The organism is Thauera sp. WB-2, assembly GCF_027594845.1.
Classification (GTDB): Bacteria; Pseudomonadota; Gammaproteobacteria; order Burkholderiales; family Rhodocyclaceae; genus Thauera; species Thauera mechernichensis.
The window spans coordinates 1,309,778-1,331,627 of record NZ_CP088935.1; the positions used below are offsets into that span (position 1 = coordinate 1,309,778).

Below are 21,850 nucleotides of genomic sequence, written 5' to 3' on the forward strand. Positions count from 1 at the left end.
GCCCGGGTGGGCGAAACAACGGAGTTTTCATGGGCAGCAAGCTGAAGCAGTTCGGTCTGGTGATGACCGGCGTGGTCGCCGGCGTGATGATCAGCCTAAATTTTTCCGCAAACGCCGACCGTAGCGCGCCGATGCCGCTGCCGGTCGATGAGTTGCGTGCCTACGCCGACGTATTCAATGCGATCAAGCAGGGCTATGTCGAGCCGGTCGAGGACAAGAAGCTCATCACCGACTCGATCAGCGGCATGCTGTCGGGTCTCGACCCGCATTCGGCCTATCTCGATGCCGAGGCCTTCAAGGACCTTCAGGTCGGCACCCAGGGCGAGTTCGGCGGCCTGGGTATCGAGGTTGGCATGGAGGACGGCTTCGTCAAGGTGATTTCGCCGATCGAGGATACGCCTGCGTTCCGGGCGGGTGTGCAAGCCGGCGACCTGATCGTCAAGCTCGACGAAACGCCGGTCAAGGGCATGAGCCTGAACGACGCGGTCAAGCGCATGCGCGGCAAGCCGCGTACCGACATCACGCTCACCATCATGCGCAAGGGCGAGTCGCGTCCGATCGTGCTCACCCTCACGCGTGAGGTCATCAAGGTGCAGAGCGTGCGTTCCAAGGTGATCGAGCCTGGCTTCGGCTACCTGCGCATTGCGCAGTTCCAGGAGAACACCGCGGCCTCGGTGGTCGAGCATTTCAACAAGCTCGCTGCGGACGCTCCGCTGAAGGGACTGGTGCTGGACCTGCGCAACGATCCGGGTGGTCTGTTGCATGGCGCGGTGGGCGTTTCGGCGGCGTTCCTGCCTGCCAACACGCTGGTCGTGTCCACCGATGGGCGTACCGATGATGCCCGGCGCGAATACCGCGCCACCCCTGCGGACTACCTGCGCGGCACGCGGGACGACTTCCTGCGCCGGTTGCCGCCCGCAGCGAAGGACGTGCCGATGGTGGTGCTGGTCAACGCCGGCTCCGCATCCGCGTCAGAGATCGTCGCCGGTGCGCTGCAGGACCACAAGCGCGCCACCGTCATGGGGACGCAGACCTTCGGCAAGGGCTCGGTGCAGACCATCCTGCCGCTGAACAACAACACCGCCATCAAGTTGACGACGGCGCTTTACTACACGCCCAGTGGGCGCTCCATCCAGGCCAAGGGGATCGAGCCCGATGTCGTCGTCGAGGAAAGCGCCAATGGGTCGAGCCGCCGTGTGCGGGAGGCCGACCTCGTCGGCCACCTTGGCAACGGCAAGGGCGGCGAGGGTGAGGCCGCGAAACCGGAGGCTGGTCGTGGCGCCGATGCCGGTGCCGAGGAGGCCGAGCCGGTCCGATTCGAGCTCGCCGGCGAGAACGATCATCAGCTCCAGCAGGCTATCCGCCTTCTCAAGGGTGAGCAGATCGTCCAGAATCAGGAATAATCCATGATAAAGGGAGGGGCATGATGCGCAGGGAGACCGCCTATAAGCTTGCAGGCAGGCATCATGATCGTCCCGTGCCGGGCGCGGACATCCACAAGCAGCGTGAGATCCGCTTCAAGCCTTTGCCGCCGGGGCAGATGGAGAAGGCTTGGCGGGCGCTGCGCCTGCTCAAGGATCTTCACATCGAGCGCACGGCCGACCCGCTGTGTGTCGTGGTGCGCTACTCGGTGCTCGACTATTCGCTCGAGACGCTCGAGGACGCGCTGCGCGAGGCCGGCTTTGCACTCGAGAACTCGCTTTATGTGAGGCTGGTGCGGGCAATCGTGTATTTCAGCGAGGAGACCCAGCGTCACAACCTGCTCTCGCCCGAGCGCCTGATCAAACAGTCGAACGAGGTCTATATCCAGGCATGGAACCACCATGCCCATGGTGACCACGATGACACTCCGCCGGAGTTGCGCGAGTACAAGTGAGTTCTGCAATGGATGACGAGCAACTGCTGCGTTACAGTCGGCACATTCTCCTGCCCGAGATCGGCGTCGAGGGTCAGCAGGCTTTGCTGGACGCGCGCATGCTCATCATCGGCGCCGGGGGGCTGGGGTCGCCTGCTGCCATGTATCTTGCAGCCGCCGGCGTCGGTACCATTGCGATCGCCGACGATGATGAGGTCGATCTCACCAATCTGCAGCGACAGATCCTGCATACGGCCGACATGGTGGGGGCGCCCAAGGTCGAATCAGCGCGCCTGACACTGAACCGGCTCAATCCGCTCACGCGCGTCGAGCCGCTCAAGTTGCGGCTGGAGGGCGAGTCCCTTGCTGCCGAAGTCGCGCGTGCGGACGTGGTGCTCGACTGTTCCGACAATTTCGCCACCCGGCATGCCATCAACCGCGCCTGTCTGCAGCACCGCAAGCCGCTGGTCTCGGGTGCGGCGATTCGCTTTGATGGGCAGGTGTCGGTGTTCGATCTGCGCCGAGCCGACAGCGCCTGTTACCACTGCCTGTTTCCGGAGGGCGAGGATCTTGAAGAGGTCCGCTGTGCCGTCATGGGCGTGTTCGCTCCGATTGTCGGCATTGTTGGCACCACGCAGGCGGCCGAGGCGCTCAAGCTCGTGATTGGCTGCGGTACCTCGCTGGACGGCCGCTTGCTGCTGCTTGACGGCCTGGGCATGGAGTGGCGCAGCATCAGCCTCGGCAAGGATCCAGGCTGTGCAGTGTGCGCGCGTGCGGCCGCCTGACTGCGGGGCTGGTTACGCAGCGTGCGTTCAGCGTCTGGGACGTGCGATGACGCGCAGGTCACGACCGATCGTGCGCATGTCGGTCACATCGAGTTGGGTCGCGTCGTCCAGCCGGGTCAGGGCGGGCAGGTTGAACAGCCCCTGGGCGGTGTCGCCGGCCAGCATGGGTGCGAAGTAGAGCAGCAATTCATCGACGCAGCCCTCGCGCAGCAAGGAGCCGTTGAGCTTCAGTCCCGCTTCGGCGTGTACCTCGTTGAAACCGAGGCGGCCGAGCTCTCGCATCAGCGCAGGCAGGGCTACTTTCCCGTTTGTGTCTGGCAGCACGATGATCTGGTGTCCGCTCTCGAGCAACGGCGCCATGCGCGCGTGCTCCTCGCACGCGGTGGCGATCAGGATCGGAGCACCCTGCAGAATACGAGCCGCTGCGGGAACCTCCAGTCGCGCATCGATGAGGATGCGCTGCGGCTGACGTTCACAGACTATGTCGCGTACGGTCAGCTGTGGATCGTCTTCGCGTACGGTGCCAATCCCGGTGAGGATGGCGCAGGCACGTGCGCGCCAGCGGTGACCGTCCCGTCGCGCCTCCGCGCCCGTGATCCACTGGCTGACGCCGTTGTTAAGCGCAGTCTTGCCGTCGAGGGTGGCAGCGGCCTTGAGGCGCAGCCAGGGCCGGCCGCGGGTCATGCGCGACACGAAGCCGATGTTGAGTTCGCGTGCTTCGGTGTCGAGCAGGCCGTGTTCGGTGACGATTCCTGCCGCGCGCAGGCGTGCCATGCCGCGGCCGGCCACCAGCGGGTTGGGGTCTTCCATTGCCGCGACGACGCGGCTGACGCCTGCCTCGATGAGGGCGTCGGCACATGGCGGCGTGCGACCGAAGTGCGAGCATGGCTCGAGCGTGACATAGGCGGTGGCTCCGCGTGCGTCGGCGCCAGCCTGCTGCAAGGCGTGGATCTCGGCGTGCGGTTCGCCCGCACGTTGATGCCAGCCTTCGCCCACCGTCCTGCCGTCGCGCAGCAGCACGCAGCCGACGCGAGGGTTGGGAGAAGTGCTTTCCAGTCCGCGCCGGGCGAGCGTGAGCGCGCGCGCCATCGCGGCATGGTCAGTTGCCGAAAAGGTCATCTTCGGATGTGGCAGGCGGGTTTGCTGCACCGCGTCCCCGCTTGGGGCGACTCTGTACCTCACGGATCACTTCCGAGAACTCGTCGACATCGGCGAAGTTGCGATACACAGATGCAAATCGGATGTATGCCACCTTGTCGAGCTTCTTCAGCTCCTTCATGACCAGTTCGCCAATCTTCTCGCTCGGGACTTCCGGTTCGCCCATGGAGAGCAGGCGCGCTTCGATGCGGTCGACCGCAGCATCAATGGCCTCGATGGTGACAGGTCGCTTGCGCAGCGCCAGCTTCATGCTGCCGGCGAGCTTGGCGTGGTCGAACTCGCTGCGGTTGCCGTTGCGCTTGACGATATGCGGCATCTTCAGGTCGATGCGCTCGTAGGTGGTGAAGCGCTTGTCACAGCTCACGCAGCGGCGGCGGCGGCGGACGACGTCACCGTCCTCATTCTCGCGGGTGTCGGTGACCTGGGTGTTGGGGTCGCCGCAGAAGGGGCATTTCATGGCCGGGGGGGGGGGCTCGTGGGCGGAGCGGGCCTCAAGTCGGCACGCGCCCCGCCCCGCAGCTTACTTGCCGTAGACCGGGAACCTGGCGCACAGCTCGGCCACCTGGCCGCGCACGCGCTCGATGACTGCCTGGTCTTCCGGGGCGTCGAGCACGTCGGCGATGAGGTGTGCAATACGCTCGGACTCGATCTCGGTAAAGCCGCGCGTGGTCATCGCCGGCGAGCCGATACGGATGCCCGAGGTGGTGAACGGTTTCTCCGGGTCGTTGGGAATCGAGTTCTTGTTGACCGTGATATGGGCGCTACCCAGCACGGCTTCGGCAGCCTTGCCGGTGATCTTCTTGTTGCGCAGATCAACCAGGAAGACGTGCGATTCGGTGCGACCGGAGATGATGCGCAGGCCGCGCTCCTCTCCCAGTACGCGCGCCATCACGCGCGCGTTGGCGATGACCTGTTCCTGGTAGTTGCGGAACTCGGGTGTCGCCGCTTCCTTGAAGGCTACCGCCTTGGCCGCGATCACGTGCATCAGCGGGCCACCCTGCAGGCCGGGGAAGATCGCAGAGTTGATCGCCTTCTCGTGCTCGGCCTTCATCAGGATGATGCCGCCGCGCGGGCCGCGCAGCGTCTTGTGGGTGGTCGAAGTGACGACGTCGGCGTGCGGCACCGGGTTGGGGTAGAAGCCCGCAGCGATGAGGCCGGCATAGTGTGCCATGTCGACCCAGAAAATGGCGCCGATCTCCTTGGCGATCTTCGCAAAGCGCTCGAAGTCGATGCGCAACGAATAGGCGGAGGCGCCTGCGATGATGATGCGCGGCTTGTGTTCGCGCGCGAGTGCTTCCATCTTGTCGTAGTCGATCTCTTCCTTGTCGTTGAGACCGTAGGCGACAACGTTGAACCACTTGCCGGACATGTTCAGCGGCATGCCGTGGGTGAGGTGGCCGCCTTCGGCCAGGCTCATGCCCATGATGGTGTCGCCCGGCTTGGCGAAGGCCATCAGCACGGCCTGGTTGGCCTGGGAGCCGGAGTTCGGCTGCACGTTCGCGGCCTCGGCGCCGAACAGTGCCTTGAGGCGGTCGATGGCGAGCTGCTCGGCCACATCGACATGCTCGCAGCCGCCGTAGTAACGCTTGCCGGGGTAACCCTCGGCGTACTTGTTGGTGAGCTGGGAGCCTTGAGCCTCCATGACCGCGGTGGAGACGTAGTTTTCGGAGGCGATCAGCTCGATGTGATCTTCCTGACGGCGGTTTTCTGCCTGCACGGCAGCCCAGAGTTCAGGGTCGACCTTGGCGAGGGTGTCTTGCGCGGAGAACATGGGGCGAAGTCTTCAGCGGTTGATTAAAAAGGAATTCTACCATGTGGTGCGCCGCCGCAAGCGAGTGGGCCCGGTGTTCGCTGGTGTGCCCCGGTGCGTCCGCCTCAGGGGTGAGGCAGTTCGTCCATGCTGCTGCCAAGATGGGTCTGGTCTGCCCAGCACTCCAGCCGCCACCCCTGCGTGTCGTGCGCGATCCAGTTGAGCGCCGCGTTCGGAATCGCGAAGTCGCGTGCGGCCTCGAGCGGCTTTCCGGACGCCAGCCGGTGGATGATGTCGAGCACGCCGCCATGGGTGACGACCAGCACTGTCTGCCCTGTGTGGGCGCGCAGGATCGCGTCCATTGCTTGACGCACGCGGGCATCGAACTCGGCCAGGCTCTCGCCGCCGCCGGGGAATGAGTAGGCCGGGTTGCGTCCTTTGAAGTGCCGCCAGACTTCAGGGTGCTGGGCCTCGGCCTCATCATAGGTCCGCCCCTGGAGCACTCCGTAGTGGCGCTCGCGCAGCCCGCTGTGAGGTAGCGGCTGCAGCCCGCAGGCGCTGGCGGCTGCGGCTGCTGTCTGCAGTGCGCGGGCGAGGTCGCTGCTGTACAGCGCGTCGAAGCGGTGCGCGGACAATACGCGGGCCGTGGCGGCCGCCTGGCGGCGACCGGTGTCATTGAGCGGCACGTCGATATGCCCCTGGAGGCGCAGTTCTGCGTTCCAGGGGGTTTCGCCATGGCGTACGAGACAGAAGCGGGTCAGCACGTTCTTACCAACCGTCCTTCTCGCCGCCTTCCTCGCCCCAGCCTCCGCCGCCGCCCGGGGCCTCGATGCGGATGGTGTCGAGGTCGACCTCCACCTTGGCATCGAGATTGCCCGTGACCAACTGCGGGAACGCAATCAGCAGGGCGATCATGATGATCTGGATGATCACGAATGCGACCGAGCCCGCATAGATCTCCTGGGTGCGCACGCCCGGCACGCGCTGCCCCGTGACGCGGTCGATGAAGGAGGATACGGGGGCCACGCTGCGCAGGTAGAAGAGCGCGAAGCCGAAGGGCGGCGTGAGGAAGGAGGTCTGCAGGTTCATCGCGATCAGGACCCCGAACCAGATCAGATCGATGCCAAGCTTGTCGGCGACCGGCGCGAGCAGCGGGATCAGGATGAAGGCGATCTCGAAGAAGTCGAGGAAGAAGCCGAGGAAGAAGATCATCGCATTCACGAACAGCAGAAAGCCGATCTGTCCGCCCGGAAGCTGGTCGAACAGATGCTCGACCCACTGCTTGCCATCGACTGCAGTGAACGTGAAGCTGAACACCGTGGCGCCGATGAGGATGAACATCACGAACACCGACAGCTTTGTCGTAGCTTCGAGCGCCTCTACCAGCTTGCCGAAGCTCAGACGGCGACGGGCGAAAGCCATCAGCAATGCGCCGAGTGCGCCCATCGCACCACCTTCGGTCGGCGTCGCGATGCCGAGGAAGATCGTGCCGAGTACCAGGAAGATCAGCGCCAGCGGGGGCACGAGCACGAAGGTGACGCGTTCGCTGATGCGTGACAGCAGGCCAAGGCCGAGCAGCTTGTTGATGCCGGCCAGAACGAGTGCCAGCGCGGTGCCGAAGGTGAGCGCCACCACCGCAACCTCCTCGCGCCCCGGTGGAACCGCGCTGCCGCTGAGTTGCGGGTAGATCCCGGCGAAGCCGATGGTGGCCAGCGCGATCAGGACGCCGAACACAACCAGTGAGCGAAGGCCCGAACTGCCATCGGGTTGGCGGAACTTGAGCGCCTCGGGCGGCAGGGCAGGCACCAGCTTGGGCCGGAAGATTGCCACGCCGATGATGAACAGGGCGTACATCGACACCAGGATGAAGGCGGGCAGGAAGGCGCCCTTGTACAGGTCTCCGACGCTGCGACCGAGTTGGTCTGCCATCACGATCAACACCAGCGAGGGTGGAATCGCTTGTGCCAACGTGCCGGAGGCCGTGATCGCGCCGCATGCGATCGGCCGGCTGTAGCCGTAGCGCAGCATGATCGGCAGCGAAATCAGGCCCATCGAGATGACCGAGGCCGAGACGACGCCAGTGGTGGCGGCGAGCAGTGCGCCGACGAAGATCACCGCCAGCGCGAGGCCGCCGCGCACTGGGCCGAAGACCTGACCGGCGGTGTCGAGGAGGTCCTCGGCCATGCCGCTACGTTCGAGCACGAGCCCCATCAGGGTGAAAAAGGGGATGGCGAGCAGGATGTCGTTCTGCATGATGCCGAACACCCGCAGCGGCAGGGCCTGGAACAAGGTGCCTGGCAGCAGGCCAAGCTCCATGCCGATGAAGCCGAACAGCAAGCCGCAAGCCGCCAGCGCGAACGCGACCGGAAAGCCCGAAATCAGGAAGAACACGACGGCGCCGAACATGATCGGCGCGAGGTTGGCAGAAATGAACTCGATCATTGTCCGGCCTTGGCTGCAGGTGCGTCGGGTGCAGCGCCGGAGTCGGCGTGCGGGTCATGGGGCAAAGCCATCGGGTCGGTGCCGGCGCCGCGCAGGAAGGCGATGCGCTTGATCAGCTCCGACAGCCCTTGCAGGGCGAGCAGGCCGAAACCGGCGGGAACGAGGGCGTACAGGGGCCAGCGGATGAGGCCGCCAGCGTTCGACGATACCTCGCCGGTCTTGATTGCGGACATCACGATCGGCCAGGCAAAGACAGACAGCAGGTAGCACATCGGCAGCAGGAAGATGACGATTCCGCCGATATCAACCCAGGCGCGTGTACGCGCTGAAAACTTGTTCGACAGCACGTCGATGCGGACATGCGTGTTCTTGAGCAGGGCGTAGCCGCCGCCCAGCATGAAGACCGCCGCATAGAGGTACCACTGGATCTCGAGCATTGCGTTCGAGCCAATGTTGAGCGTCTTACGTACGATGGCATTGCCTGCGCTGATGAGGGTGGCTGCAAGCACGAGCCAGATCAGTGTGCGGCCGACGAGGTTGCTGATCGCATCGATCAGTCTGGATATCTTGAGTAGCGGTCCCATGGCAGGGCAGGCTTTCCTAAGGTGAATGCGTGCCGCGCGGACACGATTCCGCCCTCGTGTCCACGCGGCGCACGAGGGCGGTGATCATCAGGCAACGCCCTGCCGGAGCGGGTCATTGCCTCAGGTGTCGATCAGAGCTTCTGTGCCGCCATGTACTGGTCGTAGCTGCCATCCGCCAGCGGAATCCACTGATACTGGTCGCGCATGAAGCGCTCGTAGTCAGCGAACACCTTGCGCCAGTTGGCGTTGGTGTCGTTCAGTTCCTTGTAGACCTCGTTGCGTGCCTTGAGCGCGGCGTCCATGACTTCGCGCGGGAAGCGCTGCAGCTTGGCGCCTTCGGCGATGAGTTGCTTGAGCGCGGTCGGGTTGCGCGCGTCGTACATGGCCTGCATGTTGACGTGGGCGTGCGATGCCGCAATCTGCACGATCGTCTTGTACTCGGGCGACAGGGCGTTGTAGGCCTTGTCATTGACGTACAGCGAGATCTGCGCACCGCCTTCCCACCAGCCGGGGTAGTAGTAGAACGGAGCGACCTTGTGGAAGCCGAGCTTGAGATCATCGTAGGGGCCGACCCACTCGGTGGCGTCGATGGTGCCGCGCTCGAGCGCCTGATAGATCTCGCCGCCAGGAATGTTCTGCGGTACGCCGCCGAGCTTGCTGACGACGCGGCCGGCGAAGCCGCCGATGCGCATCTTGAGGCCGTTGAGGTCGGCCGGCGTCTTGATTTCCTTGCGGTACCAGCCACCCATCTGCGCGCCGCTGTTGCCCATCGGGAAGTTCACGATGTTGTAGCCGGCGAAGAACTCACGCATGAGCTTGAGGCCGTTGCCGTCGTAGAACCACGCCGTGAGCGAGCGCGAGTTCATGCCGAAGGGGATGGCGGTGTCGATGGCAAAGGTCTCGTCCTTGCCAAAGAAGTAGTAGCCGCAGGTATGGCCGCACTCGACCGTGCCCTGCTGTACGGCATCGACGACGCCGAAGGCCGGCACCAGTTCGCCCGGTGCATGAACCGAGACCTGGAACTTGCCGCCGGAGGCGTCCGATACCAGCTTGGCGAACACGTCGGCCGCGCCGTGGATGGTGTCGAGTGCCTTGGGGAAGCTCGAGGTCAGACGCCAGCGGACTTGTTCCTGTGCGTTGACGATGGCCGGTGCGGTGCCCGAGGCGAGGATGCCGGCAATGCCGGCGCTCTTGATGAATTTGCGACGCTCCATGGTTCCTCCTGTGGAAAAGCCTGTGTTCTGATGGTTCTCGGCTGACGACGATTATATGTAGCGCCTCGGGCGTCGAAAGCACGGAAAACCCTAATCGCCCCTGCGGCCGGGCAGGGCGTCGCCTTCAGCGGCCTGCAACCTTCATGTGCTCGATCAGTACCGAGCCGCACAGTTTGGCGCCGCGCGGCAGTGCATCGTTACCGATGGCGACGATGTTGCGGAACATGTCGCGCAGGTTGCCGGCGATGGTGACTTCCTCCACCGCGTGCTTGATCCGGCCCTTTTCCACCCAGAAGCCCGCCGCGCCGCGCGAGTAGTCTCCGGTCACATAGTTGACGCCGTGGCCGAGCAGCTCGGTGACCAGCAGGCCCTTGTCCATGTGCTTGATCAGGCCTGCGAGGTCCTTGTCGCCGGCCTTGACGATCAGGTTGTGCGAGCCGCCGGCGTTGGCGGTCGTCTGCATGCCGAGCTTGCGTGCCGAGTAGGCGGAAAGGAAGTAGCCGTTGAGTACGCCATCGGTGACGACTTCGCGGTCGCGGGTGGCGACGCCATCGCTGTCGAAGGGGCTGGAGCCGAAGGCGCGTTTGAGGTGGGGGCGCTCGGAGATGCTGACCAGCGGCGAGAAGACCTGCTGGCCAAGGCTGTCGAGCAGGAAGCTCGACTTGCGGTACAGCGAACCGCCGCTCACCGCCTGCACGAAGTTGCCGATCAGCGCCACCGCCAGCGGGGCCTCGAACAGCACCGGCACCTCGCAGGTGCGGATCTTCCGCGCCCCCAGGCGAGCAATGGCGCGTTCGCCGGCGCGGCGGCCGATCTCCTCCGGCGACATCAGCTCGGCCGGGTCGCGGCGCGAGTCGTACCAGTACTCGCGCTGCATCGCGTCGCCCTCGCCGGCGATCACCGAGCACGACAGGCCGTGGCGGGTGGTGGCATAGCCGCCGATGAAGCCGTGGCTGTTGGCCGATACGAAGTGCGACTGCTGGATCGAGGTGTTCGCCCCCTCAGAGTTGCTGATCTGCGGGCTTACCGCGAATGCTGCGTCCTCGCAGCGTCGAGCAAGCACGATCGCCTCATTGACGTCGATCGCCCAGGGGTGGAACAGGTCAAGCTCGGGCATGTCCTTGGCGCGCGCCATCAGTGCCGCATCGGCCAGGCCTGCGCAAGGGTCGGGCGCGGTGAAGCGCGCGATCGACAGCGCCGCGTCGACGGTGGCCTTGAGCGCCTTCCTGGAGAAGTCCGAGGTGCTGGCGTAACCGCGCTGCTGGCCGACGTACACCGTGACGCCGACGCCCTTGTCGCGGTTGTATTCGACGGTGTCGACTTCGCTCTTGCGTACTGCGATCGACTGGCCGAAGCCTTCCGAGACGTCGGTTTCGCACGCCGAGGCGCCGCGCTTTCGGGCGTACTTGAGAATGTCGGTGGCGATATCGGCGAGGTGCGCCTGGGAGAAGGAGAAGCCTTGAGCGGACATGGAGCGGGCCGGGTGCGTGCAAAGGCTATAATCTTAACCCGATCAAGCCAGCCCCCATGTCCGCAATGCGTCCAGATTCGCGCCAGTCCCCCCATCCCGAGTCCGACGACGAGGCCTATGCCGAACCGCCGAGCAAGAGTAGCCGCAAGCGCGAAATGCTGGCCTTGCAGGATCTCGGCGAGCAGCTCGTCGCGCTGTCGGTAGACCAGTTGAAGAAGGTGCCCCTGCCCGAATCGCTGTTCGACGCCATCCGCGCCGCCCAGGGCTTCAAGATGGAAGCGCGCCGTCGCCAGCTGCAGTACATCGGCAAGCTGATGCGCAAGATCGACCCCGAGCCCATCCAGGCCCAGCTCGAAGTCTTCGCCGGCAATTCCGCTGCCGAGGTGGCGAAGATGCACCGCCTCGAACGCCTGCGTGCAGACCTGCTCGAGGACGACAAAGTGATCGGCGTCATCGCCGAGACCTGGCCGGGCGCCGATCTTCAATACCTGCGCACCCTGCGCCGCAACGCGCTCAAGGAGCGCGAGGCCGGCAAGCCGCCCAAGGCCTTCCGCGAGATTTTCCAGGTGCTGCGCCAGTTGCAGCTCCAGGCCGAGGCTGAAACTGAAGCAGAGGGTGCCGGACAGGATGATGCCGACGCGGACGACGGTGCCGAGAGCGGTAGTCACGCTCAATCCTGACCCCACATAAACCCATACCGAGAACTCCTGCATGAGCGAACACATCCGTATCGGCCTGGTGTCGATCAGCGACCGCGCCTCCGAAGGCACCTATGAGGACCAGGGTATTCCGGCCCTGAAGGATTGGCTGGGCAAGGCGCTGAGTTCGCCATGGACCGCCGAGGCTCGCCTGATTCCGGATGATCGTGCCACCATCGAACGTACCCTCGTCGACTTGGCCGATGTGGCCGGCTGCAACCTGATCCTCACCACCGGGGGTACCGGTCCGGCGCCGCGCGACGTCACACCGGAGGCCACGCTGGCCATCGGCGACAAGGAGATGCCGGGCTTCGGCGAGGAGATGCGCCGCATCAGCCTCAACTTCGTGCCCACCGCGATCCTGTCGCGTCAGGTCGCGGTGATCCGCGGCAAGAGCCTCATCATCAACCTGCCCGGCCAGCCCAAGTCGATCCGCGAGACGCTCGAGGGGGTGCGCGACGCGGAAGGCGCGGTGCGCCATGTCGGCATCTTCGCCGCGGTTCCGTACTGCATCGATCTCATCGGTGGGCCCTACATCGAGACCGACGAAGCCGTGGTCAAGGCCTTCCGGCCCAAGCATGCGATCCGTCCCCGGCAGGCCTGAGGCCGACGTGGAGACGGTGGCCGAGCTGTGCTGGGAGGAGCCCGCCGTCGCGCCCGGGGCGTCGGCGGGCTGCACGCCGATCGCTCGCCGCGCACGCTGGCGCTCGGAGAATGGACTGCCGCCGCCGCGCCGGGTGGTCGTCGCCGACGACACGATGAAAGCGGACACCGCCTGGCGTCTGGCCTGCGAGGGTACGGCAGTGCTCTGGCGCGGCGATTACCACAACGCCCGCCAGTTGTTGCAGGCCATGGGGCGCCGCGCCGATTCGCGTCCGCGCAAGCGCACGCAGGCGCCGGCTACGACGGCGGAGGTCTTTCATCTCCACCGCATGGCCCAGGCGCAGCGCGCGCGTACGCTCGGCATGCTGCTGATTCCGGTCGAGGCGGGCGGGCGCATCCCGCTGCGGCGCGCGCCCGACGTCGCTCAGGTGCTGGCCGAGGCGGTCGTGGGCACGCGCGATGCCGATCTGCTCGATGCGCCCTTCGTGATCTCGCTGCGCGAGTTGCTCGGCCTTGTTGGCGCGCACGAATGGCGCAGCAAGGGCGTGACGGTGGCGGCGCTCGGCGCGCTCATCCACCCATGGTATGGCGTGTTCTCGCCGATCCGCGGTGAATATCTCGACCTCGTCGCGCGCGCGCCCTTGCCGGCGAGCACGCTCGCCTTCGATATCGGCACCGGCACAGGCGTGATCGCGGCTGTACTCGCCCGCCGCGGGGTGGCGCGCGTGGTGGCGACCGACCAGGATCCGCGCGCGCTCGGCTGCGCCCGCGACAACCTTGCCCGGCTCGGCGTCGGCGAGCGGGTCGAGGTGGTCGAGGCCGATCTGTTCCCGCCCGGTCGTGCGCCGCTGGTGGTGTGCAATCCGCCCTGGGTGCCGGCCAAGCCGACGGCAGCAATCGAGCGCGCGGTCTACGACCCCGACAGCCGCATGCTGCGCGGCTTCCTCGAGGGCCTCGCCGAGCACCTGACGGCGGACGGTGAGGGCTGGCTGATCCTGTCCGACCTCGCCGAGCACCTCGGCCTGCGCACGCGCGCGCAGCTGCTGGGCTGGATCGAGGGCGCAGGCCTGCGTGTGCTCGGTCGAGAGGACATCCGCCCGCGCCACGCCAAGGCGGCTGACAGTGGCGATGCGCTGCACGCGGCGCGTGCAGCGGAGATCACCTCGCTGTGGCGGCTGGCTATTTCGGCATGATCCGGATCACCGGCCGCTGCAGGTGCTTGGCCGGTGGTGGCACCGACAGCTGACGCTGGCGTTCCTGCTCGCGCCACCAGGCGCGCAGGCCGAGCAGCACGGCGAGCACCAGTGCATACACGAGCGGTTCGAGCACGTCGGCCTTCACCAGCCACCAGAAGTGCAGTACGCCGAGGATGGCGATGCCGTAGGTGGCGCGGTGCAGGGCCTGCCACCTGCGCCCGCCCATGCGGCGGATGGCGAAGGTGTTGGAGGTCGCCGCGAGCGGAATCATCAGCACCAGGGCCGCGAAGCCCACGGTGACGAAGGGGCGCTCGAGGATGTCGCGTGCGATCGCGGGCCAGTCGAGATACAGGTCGAGCCAGATCCAGATTGCAAAATGGCCGAGCGCATAAGCGAAGGCGAACAAGCCCAGCATGCGGCGCAGGCGCAGCAGCCAGTGCAGGCCGCTGAGGCGGCGCAGGGGCGTGACCGCGAGCGTGAGCAGCAGCAGCCGCAGCGCCCAGTCGCCGGTTGCGTGGGTGAGGGTTTCGATCGGGTTGGCGCCGAGGGTGTCGGCCTGCCAGCCGAGGGCGAGCTGCCCTGCGGGGATCAGGCAGAGCACGAAGACGAGCGCCTTGATCGCGTTCAGCGCGAGCGGCGAGGGGGTGCGCAGCATCAGTAGTGCTTCCTCAGGTCCATGCCCTGGTAGAGGCTGGCGACCTGTTCGCCGTAGCCGTTGAACATCAGGGTCGGCCGTCGGCGCAGTTCGCCGATACGGCGCTCGGTAGCCTGGCTCCAGCGCGGATGCGAGACCTCCGGGTTGACGTTCGAGTAGAAGCCGTACTCCTGCGGTGCGGCGCGGTTCCAGGCGGTGGGCGGTTGCTTCTCCGTGAGGCGGATGGTGACAATGGACTTTGCGCTCTTGAAGCCGTACTTCCAGGGCACCACCAGGCGTACCGGGGCTCCGTTCTGGTTGGGCAGGGTCTCGCCATACAGGCCGACCGCGAGCAGGGTGAGCGGATGCAGTGCCTCATCCATGCGCAGGCCCTCGCCATAGGGCCAGTCGAGCACCGGGCGGCGGGTCATGATTTCGCGGTCGTAATGGGTCAGGAACTCGACGTACTTGGCGCTGCCGAGAGGATCGACCTCCTTGAGCAGGGCTGCGAGCGGGAAGCCCACCCAGGGGATCACCATCGACCAGCCTTCGACGCAGCGCATGCGGTAGATGCGCTCCTCGAGCGGCGCGAGCTTGATCAGGTCGTCGATGTCGAAGGTGCGCGGTTTGCCAGCCAGGCCTTCGACGCTCACCGTCCATGGACGCACAGCCATGCGACCCGCGTTACGCGCCGGGTCGTCCTTGCCGGTGCCGAATTCGTAGAAGTTGTTGTAGGTCGTGACCGACTGGTAATCAGTCTTCGCCTCGTCGGTGCTGAGTGCCGACGGTAGGCCGGCGAGGGCCGTATTGGTACTGCTTCGCGCGGCCCGTGCCGGGGATGTCAGTCCGTGCCAGAGCGCGGCGCCGGCGGCAAGGCCGACACCCGAGCGGGTGATGAAGGCGCGCCGGTTTTCGAACAGCCGACGGTCGGTGATTTCGGAATTGAGAATGTCTGAGGGGCGCTTGATGAGCATGAGCGTGGAGGCTGCACGAAAAAACGTTTGTGAAGTGTACGAACAGACGCGCTGAACGACGATCGGTTCAGTGCATCGTTGGCATAGCGGTGGCCGCATGTCGGCTCGGGGTGGTTTCGGCTAGAATCGGGCGCTTCCTTCAGTCAAGACGCCGAGTAGCCGAATGTCCGCCTCCATGAAGATCCACATCGACGACGTCCGCATTCAGGAGATCAAGGAGCTTGTGCCGCCCGCGCACGTGCTGCGTGAGTTTCCGGCCACTCCGAAGTCGGCAGAGGTCGCTTACGAGGCGCGCCAGGCCATCCACCGCATTCTCTACGGCGCGGATGACCGCCTGCTGGTGGTGATCGGGCCGTGCTCCATCCACGATCCCGATGCCGCGATCGAGTACGCCACCCGGCTCAAGACCGAGGCCGAGCGCCTCAAGGACGACCTGCTGGTGGTGATGCGCGTGTATTTCGAGAAGCCGCGCACCACGGTGGGCTGGAAGGGGCTGATCAACGACCCCGGGCTGGACAACAGCTTCCGTATCAACGACGGCGTGCGCCTGGCGCGCAAGCTGCTGTGGGAGGTCAACGAGCTCGGCCTGCCCGCCGGTACCGAGTTCCTTGACATGATCACGCCGCAGTACATCGGCGACCTCATCTCCTGGGGCGCGATCGGTGCGCGCACGACCGAGAGCCAGGTGCACCGCGAGCTTGCCTCCGGCCTGTCCTGTCCGGTTGGCTTCAAGAACGGTACCGATGGCAACCTGCGCATCGCCGTTGATGCGATCAAGGCCGCGCAGGCGCCGCACCACTTCCTGTCGGTAACCAAGGCCGGTCACTCGGCCATCGTGTCGACCCGCGGCAACGAGGACTGCCACGCCATCCTGCGCGGCGGCAAGGAACCCAACTTCGATGCGGCCAGTGTCGAGGCTGCCTCGCGCGAGCTTGCCGGCGCCGGCGTGTGCTCCAAGCTGATGGTCGATTTCTCCCACGCCAACAGCCGCAAGCAGCACCGCCTGCAGATCGAGGTTGCGCGTGACGTGGCCGGGCAGATGGCGGCCGGTGACGATCGCATCATGGGCGTGATGGTCGAGTCCCATCTCAACGAAGGCCGCCAGGACTTGGTGCCGGGCAAGGCGCTCGAGTACGGCAAGAGCATCACCGATGCCTGCATCGGCTGGGAGGATAGTGTCGAGGTGCTCGATATCCTCGCCGAGGCGGTGCGCCAGCGCCGCGTCAAGCGCGCAGCCGAGTTCGAGTGAGCCTCGGTTCCTGACGGCACGACGCGTCCTGCCGTCAGCGGGGCGCACACGTTTACAGTGAGCGGGCGGAGTCGGGGCCATGGCCTTGCTTGAGCCGCGGCTGCGCAAGATCATCCATTGCGATTGCGACTGCTTCTATGCCGCGATCGAGATGCGCGACGACCCCGCGCTCGTCGGCCGGCCGGTGGCCGTTGGCGGGCGCGCCGAGACGCGCGGTGTGATCGCCACCTGCAACTACGAGGCGCGCGCCTTCGGTGTGCATTCGGCAATGCCGACGGCGCGCGCGCTGCAACGCTGTCCCCAGCTCATCCTGCTGGCGCCGGATTTCGAGCGCTATCGCGCAGCCTCGCGCCAGATCCTCGCCATCTATCGCGACTACACCCCGCTGGTCGAGCCCCTGTCGCTGGACGAAGCCTACCTGGATGTGAGTGGCGTCGAGCGCTGCCGGGGCTCTGCCACGCTGATGGCGCAGGAGATCCGGGCGCGCATCCATGCCGAGGTCGGTATTACCGCCTCAGCGGGCATCGCGCCCAACAAGTTCATCGCCAAGGTGGCGAGTGACTGGAATAAGCCCGACGGGCAGTTCGTGGTGCGGCCCGAAGAGGTGGATGCGTTCGTTGCAGCGCTGCCGGTGAAGAAGATCTTCGGCGTTGGCAAGGTCACCGCGGAGAAGCTCAGCCGGCTTGGCGTGAATACCTGTGGCGAGCTGCGGGCCTGGAGCGCGGCCGAGCTGACCCGTGAGTTCGGCAGCTTTGGCGCCAGCCTCTACCGGCTGTGCCGGGGCATCGACGAGCGCCCGGTGCAGCCCGACCGGGTGCGCAAGTCGCTGTCGGTGGAGACCACCTATACGCCGGACCTGCGCGATCTGGCCTCGTGCCGGAGCGCGTTGCTGGCGCTGCTGGAGGACTTTCGCCGCCGCTTCGAGCGGGCACAGGACCGGCCTCCGGTCCACAAGGCCTTCGTCAAGGTGAGGTTCGCCGACTTCAGCCGCACCACGGCGGAGTGCGTCAGTAGTGCGCCCGATGAGGGCGTTTGGCTGCGGCTGCTGGACGAAGCTCACGCCCGCAGCCCGCTGGCGGTGCGCCTGCTCGGGGTCGGCGTGCGTTTTGCGGCCGAGGCCGCGGACCCTGGCCCGGCACAGATCCCGCTTTTCGACCCTGCGCCGGGCGGATGAACGTCAGGCGTTCTTGCGCTTCTGCCACAGCACGTCGCCGCGGCCGCCGGCGCGGTTGAGCACGCGGCCGAGCACGAACAGCAGATCAGACAGGCGGTTGAGGTACTGGCGCGGGGCGTCATTGACCGCTTCTTCCAGTGCCAGCGCCACCAGCGCGCGTTCGGCGCGACGGCACACGGTGCGGGCGTGGTGGGCGTAGGCCGCAGCGCGGGTGCCACCGGGCAGGATGAAGTCCTTGAGCGGCTCGAGGTCGTCGTTGAAGCGGTCGAGCTCCTCTTCGAGGTGGGTCACCTGCTTGTCGGTGATCATGCTCATGCCCGGGATGCAGACCTCGCCGCCGAGATCGAAGAGGTCGTGCTGCACGTTGGTGAGCAGGGCGCGCACCTCCTCGGGAAGCTCCTCGCACAGTAGCAGGCCGATGATGGCGTTGGTCTCGTCCACCTCGCCCAGGGCATGGATGCGCAGGCTGTTCTTGGAGACGCGCTTGCCGTCGCCCAGGCCGGTGGTGCCGGCGTCGCCGGTACGGGTGTAGATCTTGGAGAGGCGGTTACCCATGGTGTGCTCGTGTCCCGTGGTTGGTTGACGTAAGCGTCAATTATAGGCGCCGCTTGCGCCTGCATGCCATGCGCTGAAATTGACTTGTTGCCGGGCGAGGACGTAGCATGCAATACGTTGTGTATTACAAAAATGGCAAGGAGCCGACACGATGACCCTGTCGATCCGTCTCGACCCCGAACTCGAGTCCGAACTCGCGCGTGCTGCGGCGCAGACCGGGCGCAGCAAGAGCGAACTGGTGAAGGCCAGCTTGCGGGAGTATCTCGCCCGCGTCGCGCCGCGCAAGACACCGTATGAACTCGGTAAGGATCTTTTCGGAGGCCCCGACGCAGGACCGGGCGACCTCGCCGAACGCCGCAAGGACTATCTCTCGGAGTCGCTGCGTGCGAAGCATGATCGTTGACGCGGGTCCGCTGCTGGCATTGTTCAACCCGGCCGACCGACACCATCAGGCATGCGTGTCCTTCCTGCGCGGCAACGAGGTTTCGCTGGTGACGACCTGGCCCGTGCTGACCGAGGTCATGCATCTGCTGCGCTACAGTGTGGACGCGCAGTTGCGCCTGCTGAGCTGGATCGATCGCGGCGGGCTGGCGATCGTCGAACTGGAGCAAGGTTGCGTTGGCGCCATCGCCGCCCTGATGGACAAGTACCGTGACCGTCCGATGGATCTCGCAGACGCCTCTGTCGTGCAGCTTTCCACACAGAGTGGCTGTCGCGAGGTGCTGTCGATCGACAGCGACTTCGACGTTTACCGGCTGCCGGATGGCGCCTGGCTCAACAACCCGCTGCGCGACAATAAGCATTGAATTGCGCCCCGCGCGCGCAACCGAAGAACACGGCTTGAACTTCTCTCATATCTGGACCCTTCATGAAATCCGCTGAAATCCGCGACGCCTTCCTCAAATTCTTCGAGTCCAAGGGCCACCAGATCGTGGCCTCGAGTTCGCTCGTACCACACGAAGACCCGACGCTGCTGTTTACCAACGCCGGGATGAACCAGTTCAAGGATGTGTTCCTCGGCTTCGACAAGCGTGCCTACACGCGCGCCACCACCTCGCAGAAGTGCGTGCGCGCCGGCGGCAAGCACAACGACCTCGAGAACGTCGGCTATACCGCGCGCCACCACACCTTTTTCGAGATGCTGGGCAACTTCAGCTTCGGCGACTACTTCAAGCGCGATGCGATTTCGTACGCCTGGGAGCTGCTCACCGAGGTCTTCAAGCTGCCCAAGGACAAGCTCTGGGTCACCGTGTATGCCGAGGACGATGAGGCCTACGACATCTGGACCAAGGAAGTCGGCGTGCCCGCCGAGCGCGTGATCCGCATCGGCGACAACAAGGGCGCGCGCTACGCCTCGGACAACTTCTGGATGATGGGCGATACGGGGCCTTGCGGTCCGTGCACCGAGATCTTCTACGACCACGGCGAGCACATCTGGGGCGGCCCCCCGGGATCGCCCGAGGAAGACGGCGACCGCTACATCGAGATCTGGAACAACGTGTTCATGCAGTTCAACCGCGATGAGCAGGGCGTGATGCATCCGCTGCCCAAGCCCTCGGTGGACACCGGCATGGGTCTGGAGCGCATCTCGGCGGTGCTGCAGGGCGTGCACGCCAACTACGAGATCGACCTGTTCCAGGCGTTGATCAAGGCCGCTGCCCGCGAAACCTCATCTGCCAATAAACCGGCCGACATGGACTCGCCGTCGCTGAAGGTGCTGGCCGACCACATCCGTGCCTGTTCCTTCCTGATCGCCGATGGCGTGATCCCGGGCAACGAAGGTCGCGGCTACGTGCTGCGTCGCATCATCCGCCGTGCGATCCGCCACGGTTACAAGCTTGGCGCGCGCGCCGCCTTCTTCCACAAGATGGTGCCAGACCTCGTCGGCGAGATGGGCAGCGCCTATCCCGAGCTCAAGGACGGCGAGCGCCGCATCGTGGACGTGCTGCGCCAGGAAGAAGAGCGCTTCTTCGCCACCATCGAGAACGGCATGGCGATCGTCGAGGCCGAGCTCGCGGCGATGGAGGCCGCGGGCAAGAAGGTCTTCGACGGCAACACCGCTTTCAAGCTGCACGACACCTACGGCTTCCCGCTCGACCTCACCGCGGACATCTGCCGAGAGCGTGATGTGACCGTCGATGCCCTCGCCTTCGACGCCGCGATGGCACGCCAGAAGGAGCAGGCGCGTGCCGCAGGCAAGTTCAAGATGGCGGCCAACCTGGACTACGACGGCCCCGAGACCGCCTTCCACGGCTACACGCTGCTGGAGGAGAAGGGCAACATCCTCGCGCTGTACAAGGATGGCGCACCGGTCAATGAGCTGCTCGAGGGCGAGATGGGGGTGGTGGTGCTCGACCACACGCCGTTCTACGCCGAATCCGGCGGCCAGGTCGGCGACCGCGGCGAGCTGCGCGGCGGCGCAGGCATCTTCGGTGTGGAAGATACGCAGAAGATCCAGGCCGCGGTGTTCGGCCACCACGGCGTGGTGCGCACCGGCAGGCTGTCGGTGGGCCAGGGCGTGAGCGCCCGGGTGGACGTGGCCGCACGAGCCGCCACTGCGCGCAACCATTCGGTCACCCACATCATGCACAAGGCCCTGCGCGAGGTGCTCGGCGCCCACGTGCAGCAGAAGGGCTCGCTGGTGGACCCCGACAAGACCCGCTTCGACTTCGCCCATACTGCGCCGATGACGGCCGAGGAGATCCGTGAGGTCGAGGAGTTGGTGAACCGTGAGGTCCTCGCCAACACCGACACCCGCGCCGAGGTGATGGCGCTGGAAGCAGCGCAGAAGTCCGGCGCGATGATGCTGTTCGGCGAGAAGTACGCCGACGAGGTGCGCGTGCTGTCGATCGGCAGCTCCAAGGAGTTGTGTGGCGGGACCCATGTCGAGCGTACTGGCGACATCGGCCTGTTCAAGATCGTCGGCGAGGGCGGCGTCGCCGCCGGCATCCGCCGTGTGGAGGCGATCACCGGTGAGAACGCGCTGCGCTACACCCAGGAGCAGGAGCGTCGTGTGCAGGGCATGTCCGCACTGCTCAAGGTCCAGCCCGACGAGGTCGCCGAGCGCGTCGCCGGCATTCTCGACAACGTACGCGCGCTGGAGAAGGAACTCGCCCGCCTCAAGGGCAAGCTTGCCGCCAGCCAGGGTGACGAGCTGGTGAGCCAGGCGGTGGAGCTTGGCGGCCTCAAGGTGCTCGCCGCGATGCTCGAAGGCGCTGACGTGCCGACCTTGCGCGACACCATGGACAAGCTCAAGGACAAGCTCAAGTCGGCCGCGATCGTGCTGGCGAGCGTGGGCGAGGGCAAGGTCAGCCTGATTGCCGGTGTCACTGCCGACCAGACCGCCAAGGTCAAGGCCGGCGAGCTGGTCAACTTTGTCGCCCAGCAGGTCGGCGGCAAGGGCGGCGGCCGTCCCGACATGGCCCAGGCCGGCGGCACCCAGCCGGAGAACCTGCCGGCGGCGCTGGCGGCGGTGAAGGACTGGGTGGCGGCGAAGCTCTGAGCGGCT

22 protein-coding genes are annotated in these 21,850 nt (G+C 65.8%); 11 read left to right on the forward strand and 11 right to left on the reverse strand.

The features are described from left to right. Positions 1-29: 29 nt before the first annotated feature. From LQF09_RS06015 to LQF09_RS06025, 3 genes are read left to right on the forward strand one after another with little or no spacing between them, the layout of a single operon-like run. Positions 30-1,403 (forward strand): S41 family peptidase, encoded by a 1,374-nt coding sequence (locus LQF09_RS06015; RefSeq protein WP_270069440.1) that lies wholly within the window; start codon positions 30-32, stop codon positions 1,401-1,403. Between the two features lie 23 nt (positions 1,404-1,426). Then, positions 1,427-1,876 carry a hypothetical protein gene (locus LQF09_RS06020; protein WP_198291765.1) on the forward strand — a complete coding sequence of 150 codons (450 nt, stop codon included), beginning with the start codon at positions 1,427-1,429 and terminating at the stop codon, positions 1,874-1,876. A gap of 8 nt (positions 1,877-1,884) precedes the next feature. Next, the gene (locus LQF09_RS06025) at positions 1,885-2,640 is read left to right on the forward strand and encodes a HesA/MoeB/ThiF family protein (protein WP_002931680.1); all 756 of its coding nucleotides are present in this window, start codon (positions 1,885-1,887) and stop codon (positions 2,638-2,640) included. 27 nt (positions 2,641-2,667) lie between these two features. Here LQF09_RS06025 and ribD read toward each other — a convergent pair whose 3' ends face one another. The 8 genes from ribD to pmbA all read right to left on the reverse strand — a co-directional run bounded on the left by ribD (position 2,668) and on the right by pmbA (position 11,259). Next, complete coding sequence (gene ribD / locus LQF09_RS06030) at positions 2,668-3,759, reverse strand: bifunctional diaminohydroxyphosphoribosylaminopyrimidine deaminase/5-amino-6-(5-phosphoribosylamino)uracil reductase RibD (RefSeq protein WP_270069441.1); 1,092 nt, start codon at positions 3,757-3,759, stop codon at positions 2,668-2,670. Next, the gene (gene nrdR / locus LQF09_RS06035; RefSeq protein WP_002931684.1) at positions 3,740-4,255 is read right to left on the reverse strand and encodes a transcriptional regulator NrdR; all 516 of its coding nucleotides are present in this window, start codon (positions 4,253-4,255) and stop codon (positions 3,740-3,742) included. The genes ribD and nrdR overlap by 20 nt, the downstream gene beginning before the upstream one ends. 63 nt (positions 4,256-4,318) lie before the next feature. Further along, positions 4,319-5,569 (reverse strand): serine hydroxymethyltransferase, encoded by a 1,251-nt coding sequence (glyA, locus tag LQF09_RS06040; RefSeq protein ID WP_002931687.1) that lies wholly within the window; start codon positions 5,567-5,569, stop codon positions 4,319-4,321. Positions 5,570-5,673: 104 nt separating this feature from the next. Beyond that, positions 5,674-6,312 (reverse strand): histidine phosphatase family protein, encoded by a 639-nt coding sequence (locus LQF09_RS06045; protein ID WP_270069442.1) that lies wholly within the window; start codon positions 6,310-6,312, stop codon positions 5,674-5,676. Positions 6,313-6,316: 4 nt separating this feature from the next. Beyond that, on the reverse strand, positions 6,317-7,990 hold the full coding sequence (locus LQF09_RS06050; RefSeq protein WP_270069443.1) for a TRAP transporter large permease: 1,674 nt from the start codon (positions 7,988-7,990) through the stop codon (positions 6,317-6,319). Further along, positions 7,987-8,574 (reverse strand): TRAP transporter small permease subunit, encoded by a 588-nt coding sequence (locus tag LQF09_RS06055; RefSeq protein ID WP_270069444.1) that lies wholly within the window; start codon positions 8,572-8,574, stop codon positions 7,987-7,989. Before LQF09_RS06055 ends, LQF09_RS06050 begins: the two co-directional genes overlap by 4 nt. 131 nt (positions 8,575-8,705) lie before the next feature. Next, positions 8,706-9,788: a TRAP transporter substrate-binding protein gene (locus LQF09_RS06060; RefSeq protein ID WP_002931697.1), complete on the reverse strand. Its 1,083-nt coding sequence runs from the start codon at positions 9,786-9,788 to the stop codon at positions 8,706-8,708. Between the two features lie 124 nt (positions 9,789-9,912). Continuing rightward, on the reverse strand, positions 9,913-11,259 hold the full coding sequence (gene pmbA, locus LQF09_RS06065) for a metalloprotease PmbA (RefSeq protein ID WP_270069445.1): 1,347 nt from the start codon (positions 11,257-11,259) through the stop codon (positions 9,913-9,915). Between the two features lie 56 nt (positions 11,260-11,315). Between pmbA and yjgA the strand changes: the two genes are divergently transcribed. From yjgA to LQF09_RS06080, 3 genes are read left to right on the forward strand one after another with little or no spacing between them, the layout of a single operon-like run. Beyond that, complete coding sequence (gene yjgA, locus LQF09_RS06070) at positions 11,316-11,939, forward strand: ribosome biogenesis factor YjgA (protein WP_002938881.1); 624 nt, start codon at positions 11,316-11,318, stop codon at positions 11,937-11,939. 31 nt (positions 11,940-11,970) lie between these two features. After that, positions 11,971-12,561: a molybdopterin adenylyltransferase gene (gene mog, locus LQF09_RS06075; RefSeq protein WP_270069446.1), complete on the forward strand. Its 591-nt coding sequence runs from the start codon at positions 11,971-11,973 to the stop codon at positions 12,559-12,561. Then, positions 12,536-13,753 carry a class I SAM-dependent methyltransferase gene (locus LQF09_RS06080; RefSeq protein ID WP_270069447.1) on the forward strand — a complete coding sequence of 406 codons (1,218 nt, stop codon included), beginning with the start codon at positions 12,536-12,538 and terminating at the stop codon, positions 13,751-13,753. Before mog ends, LQF09_RS06080 begins: the two co-directional genes overlap by 26 nt. Here the strand turns inward: LQF09_RS06080 and LQF09_RS06085 are convergent. Together LQF09_RS06085 and msrP are read right to left on the reverse strand one after the other, a co-directional pair. Further along, positions 13,740-14,411 (reverse strand): sulfite oxidase heme-binding subunit YedZ, encoded by a 672-nt coding sequence (locus LQF09_RS06085; protein WP_002931712.1) that lies wholly within the window; start codon positions 14,409-14,411, stop codon positions 13,740-13,742. The genes LQF09_RS06080 and LQF09_RS06085 overlap by 14 nt on opposite strands. After that, complete coding sequence (gene msrP, locus LQF09_RS06090; RefSeq protein WP_002938877.1) at positions 14,411-15,364, reverse strand: protein-methionine-sulfoxide reductase catalytic subunit MsrP; 954 nt, start codon at positions 15,362-15,364, stop codon at positions 14,411-14,413. Before msrP ends, LQF09_RS06085 begins: the two co-directional genes overlap by 1 nt. 163 nt (positions 15,365-15,527) lie before the next feature. Here msrP and aroG point away from each other — a divergent pair, with 163 nt between their 5' ends. Next, positions 15,528-16,613 carry a 3-deoxy-7-phosphoheptulonate synthase AroG gene (aroG, locus tag LQF09_RS06095; protein WP_002931714.1) on the forward strand — a complete coding sequence of 362 codons (1,086 nt, stop codon included), beginning with the start codon at positions 15,528-15,530 and terminating at the stop codon, positions 16,611-16,613. A 79-nt stretch (positions 16,614-16,692) separates the two neighbouring features. Further along, positions 16,693-17,787 carry a DNA polymerase IV gene (gene dinB, locus LQF09_RS06100; RefSeq protein ID WP_002931716.1) on the forward strand — a complete coding sequence of 365 codons (1,095 nt, stop codon included), beginning with the start codon at positions 16,693-16,695 and terminating at the stop codon, positions 17,785-17,787. Between the two features lie 3 nt (positions 17,788-17,790). Here the strand turns inward: dinB and LQF09_RS06105 are convergent, their stop codons facing one another. After that, positions 17,791-18,342, reverse strand: a complete 552-nt coding sequence (locus LQF09_RS06105) for a cob(I)yrinic acid a,c-diamide adenosyltransferase (protein WP_270069448.1) — start codon at positions 18,340-18,342, stop codon at positions 17,791-17,793. A gap of 151 nt (positions 18,343-18,493) precedes the next feature. Between LQF09_RS06105 and LQF09_RS06110 the strand changes: the two genes are divergently transcribed. The 3 genes from LQF09_RS06110 to alaS all read left to right on the forward strand — a co-directional run bounded on the left by LQF09_RS06110 (position 18,494) and on the right by alaS (position 21,844). After that, positions 18,494-18,745 (forward strand): ribbon-helix-helix protein, CopG family, encoded by a 252-nt coding sequence (locus LQF09_RS06110; RefSeq protein WP_002931721.1) that lies wholly within the window; start codon positions 18,494-18,496, stop codon positions 18,743-18,745. Further along, a complete protein-coding gene (locus LQF09_RS06115) occupies positions 18,735-19,148 on the forward strand; it encodes a type II toxin-antitoxin system VapC family toxin (protein WP_270069858.1) in 414 nt (137 codons plus the stop codon). Before LQF09_RS06110 ends, LQF09_RS06115 begins: the two co-directional genes overlap by 11 nt. 62 nt (positions 19,149-19,210) lie before the next feature. Beyond that, a complete protein-coding gene (gene alaS / locus LQF09_RS06120; protein WP_270069449.1) occupies positions 19,211-21,844 on the forward strand; it encodes an alanine--tRNA ligase in 2,634 nt (877 codons plus the stop codon). Positions 21,845-21,850 lie beyond the last annotated feature (6 nt).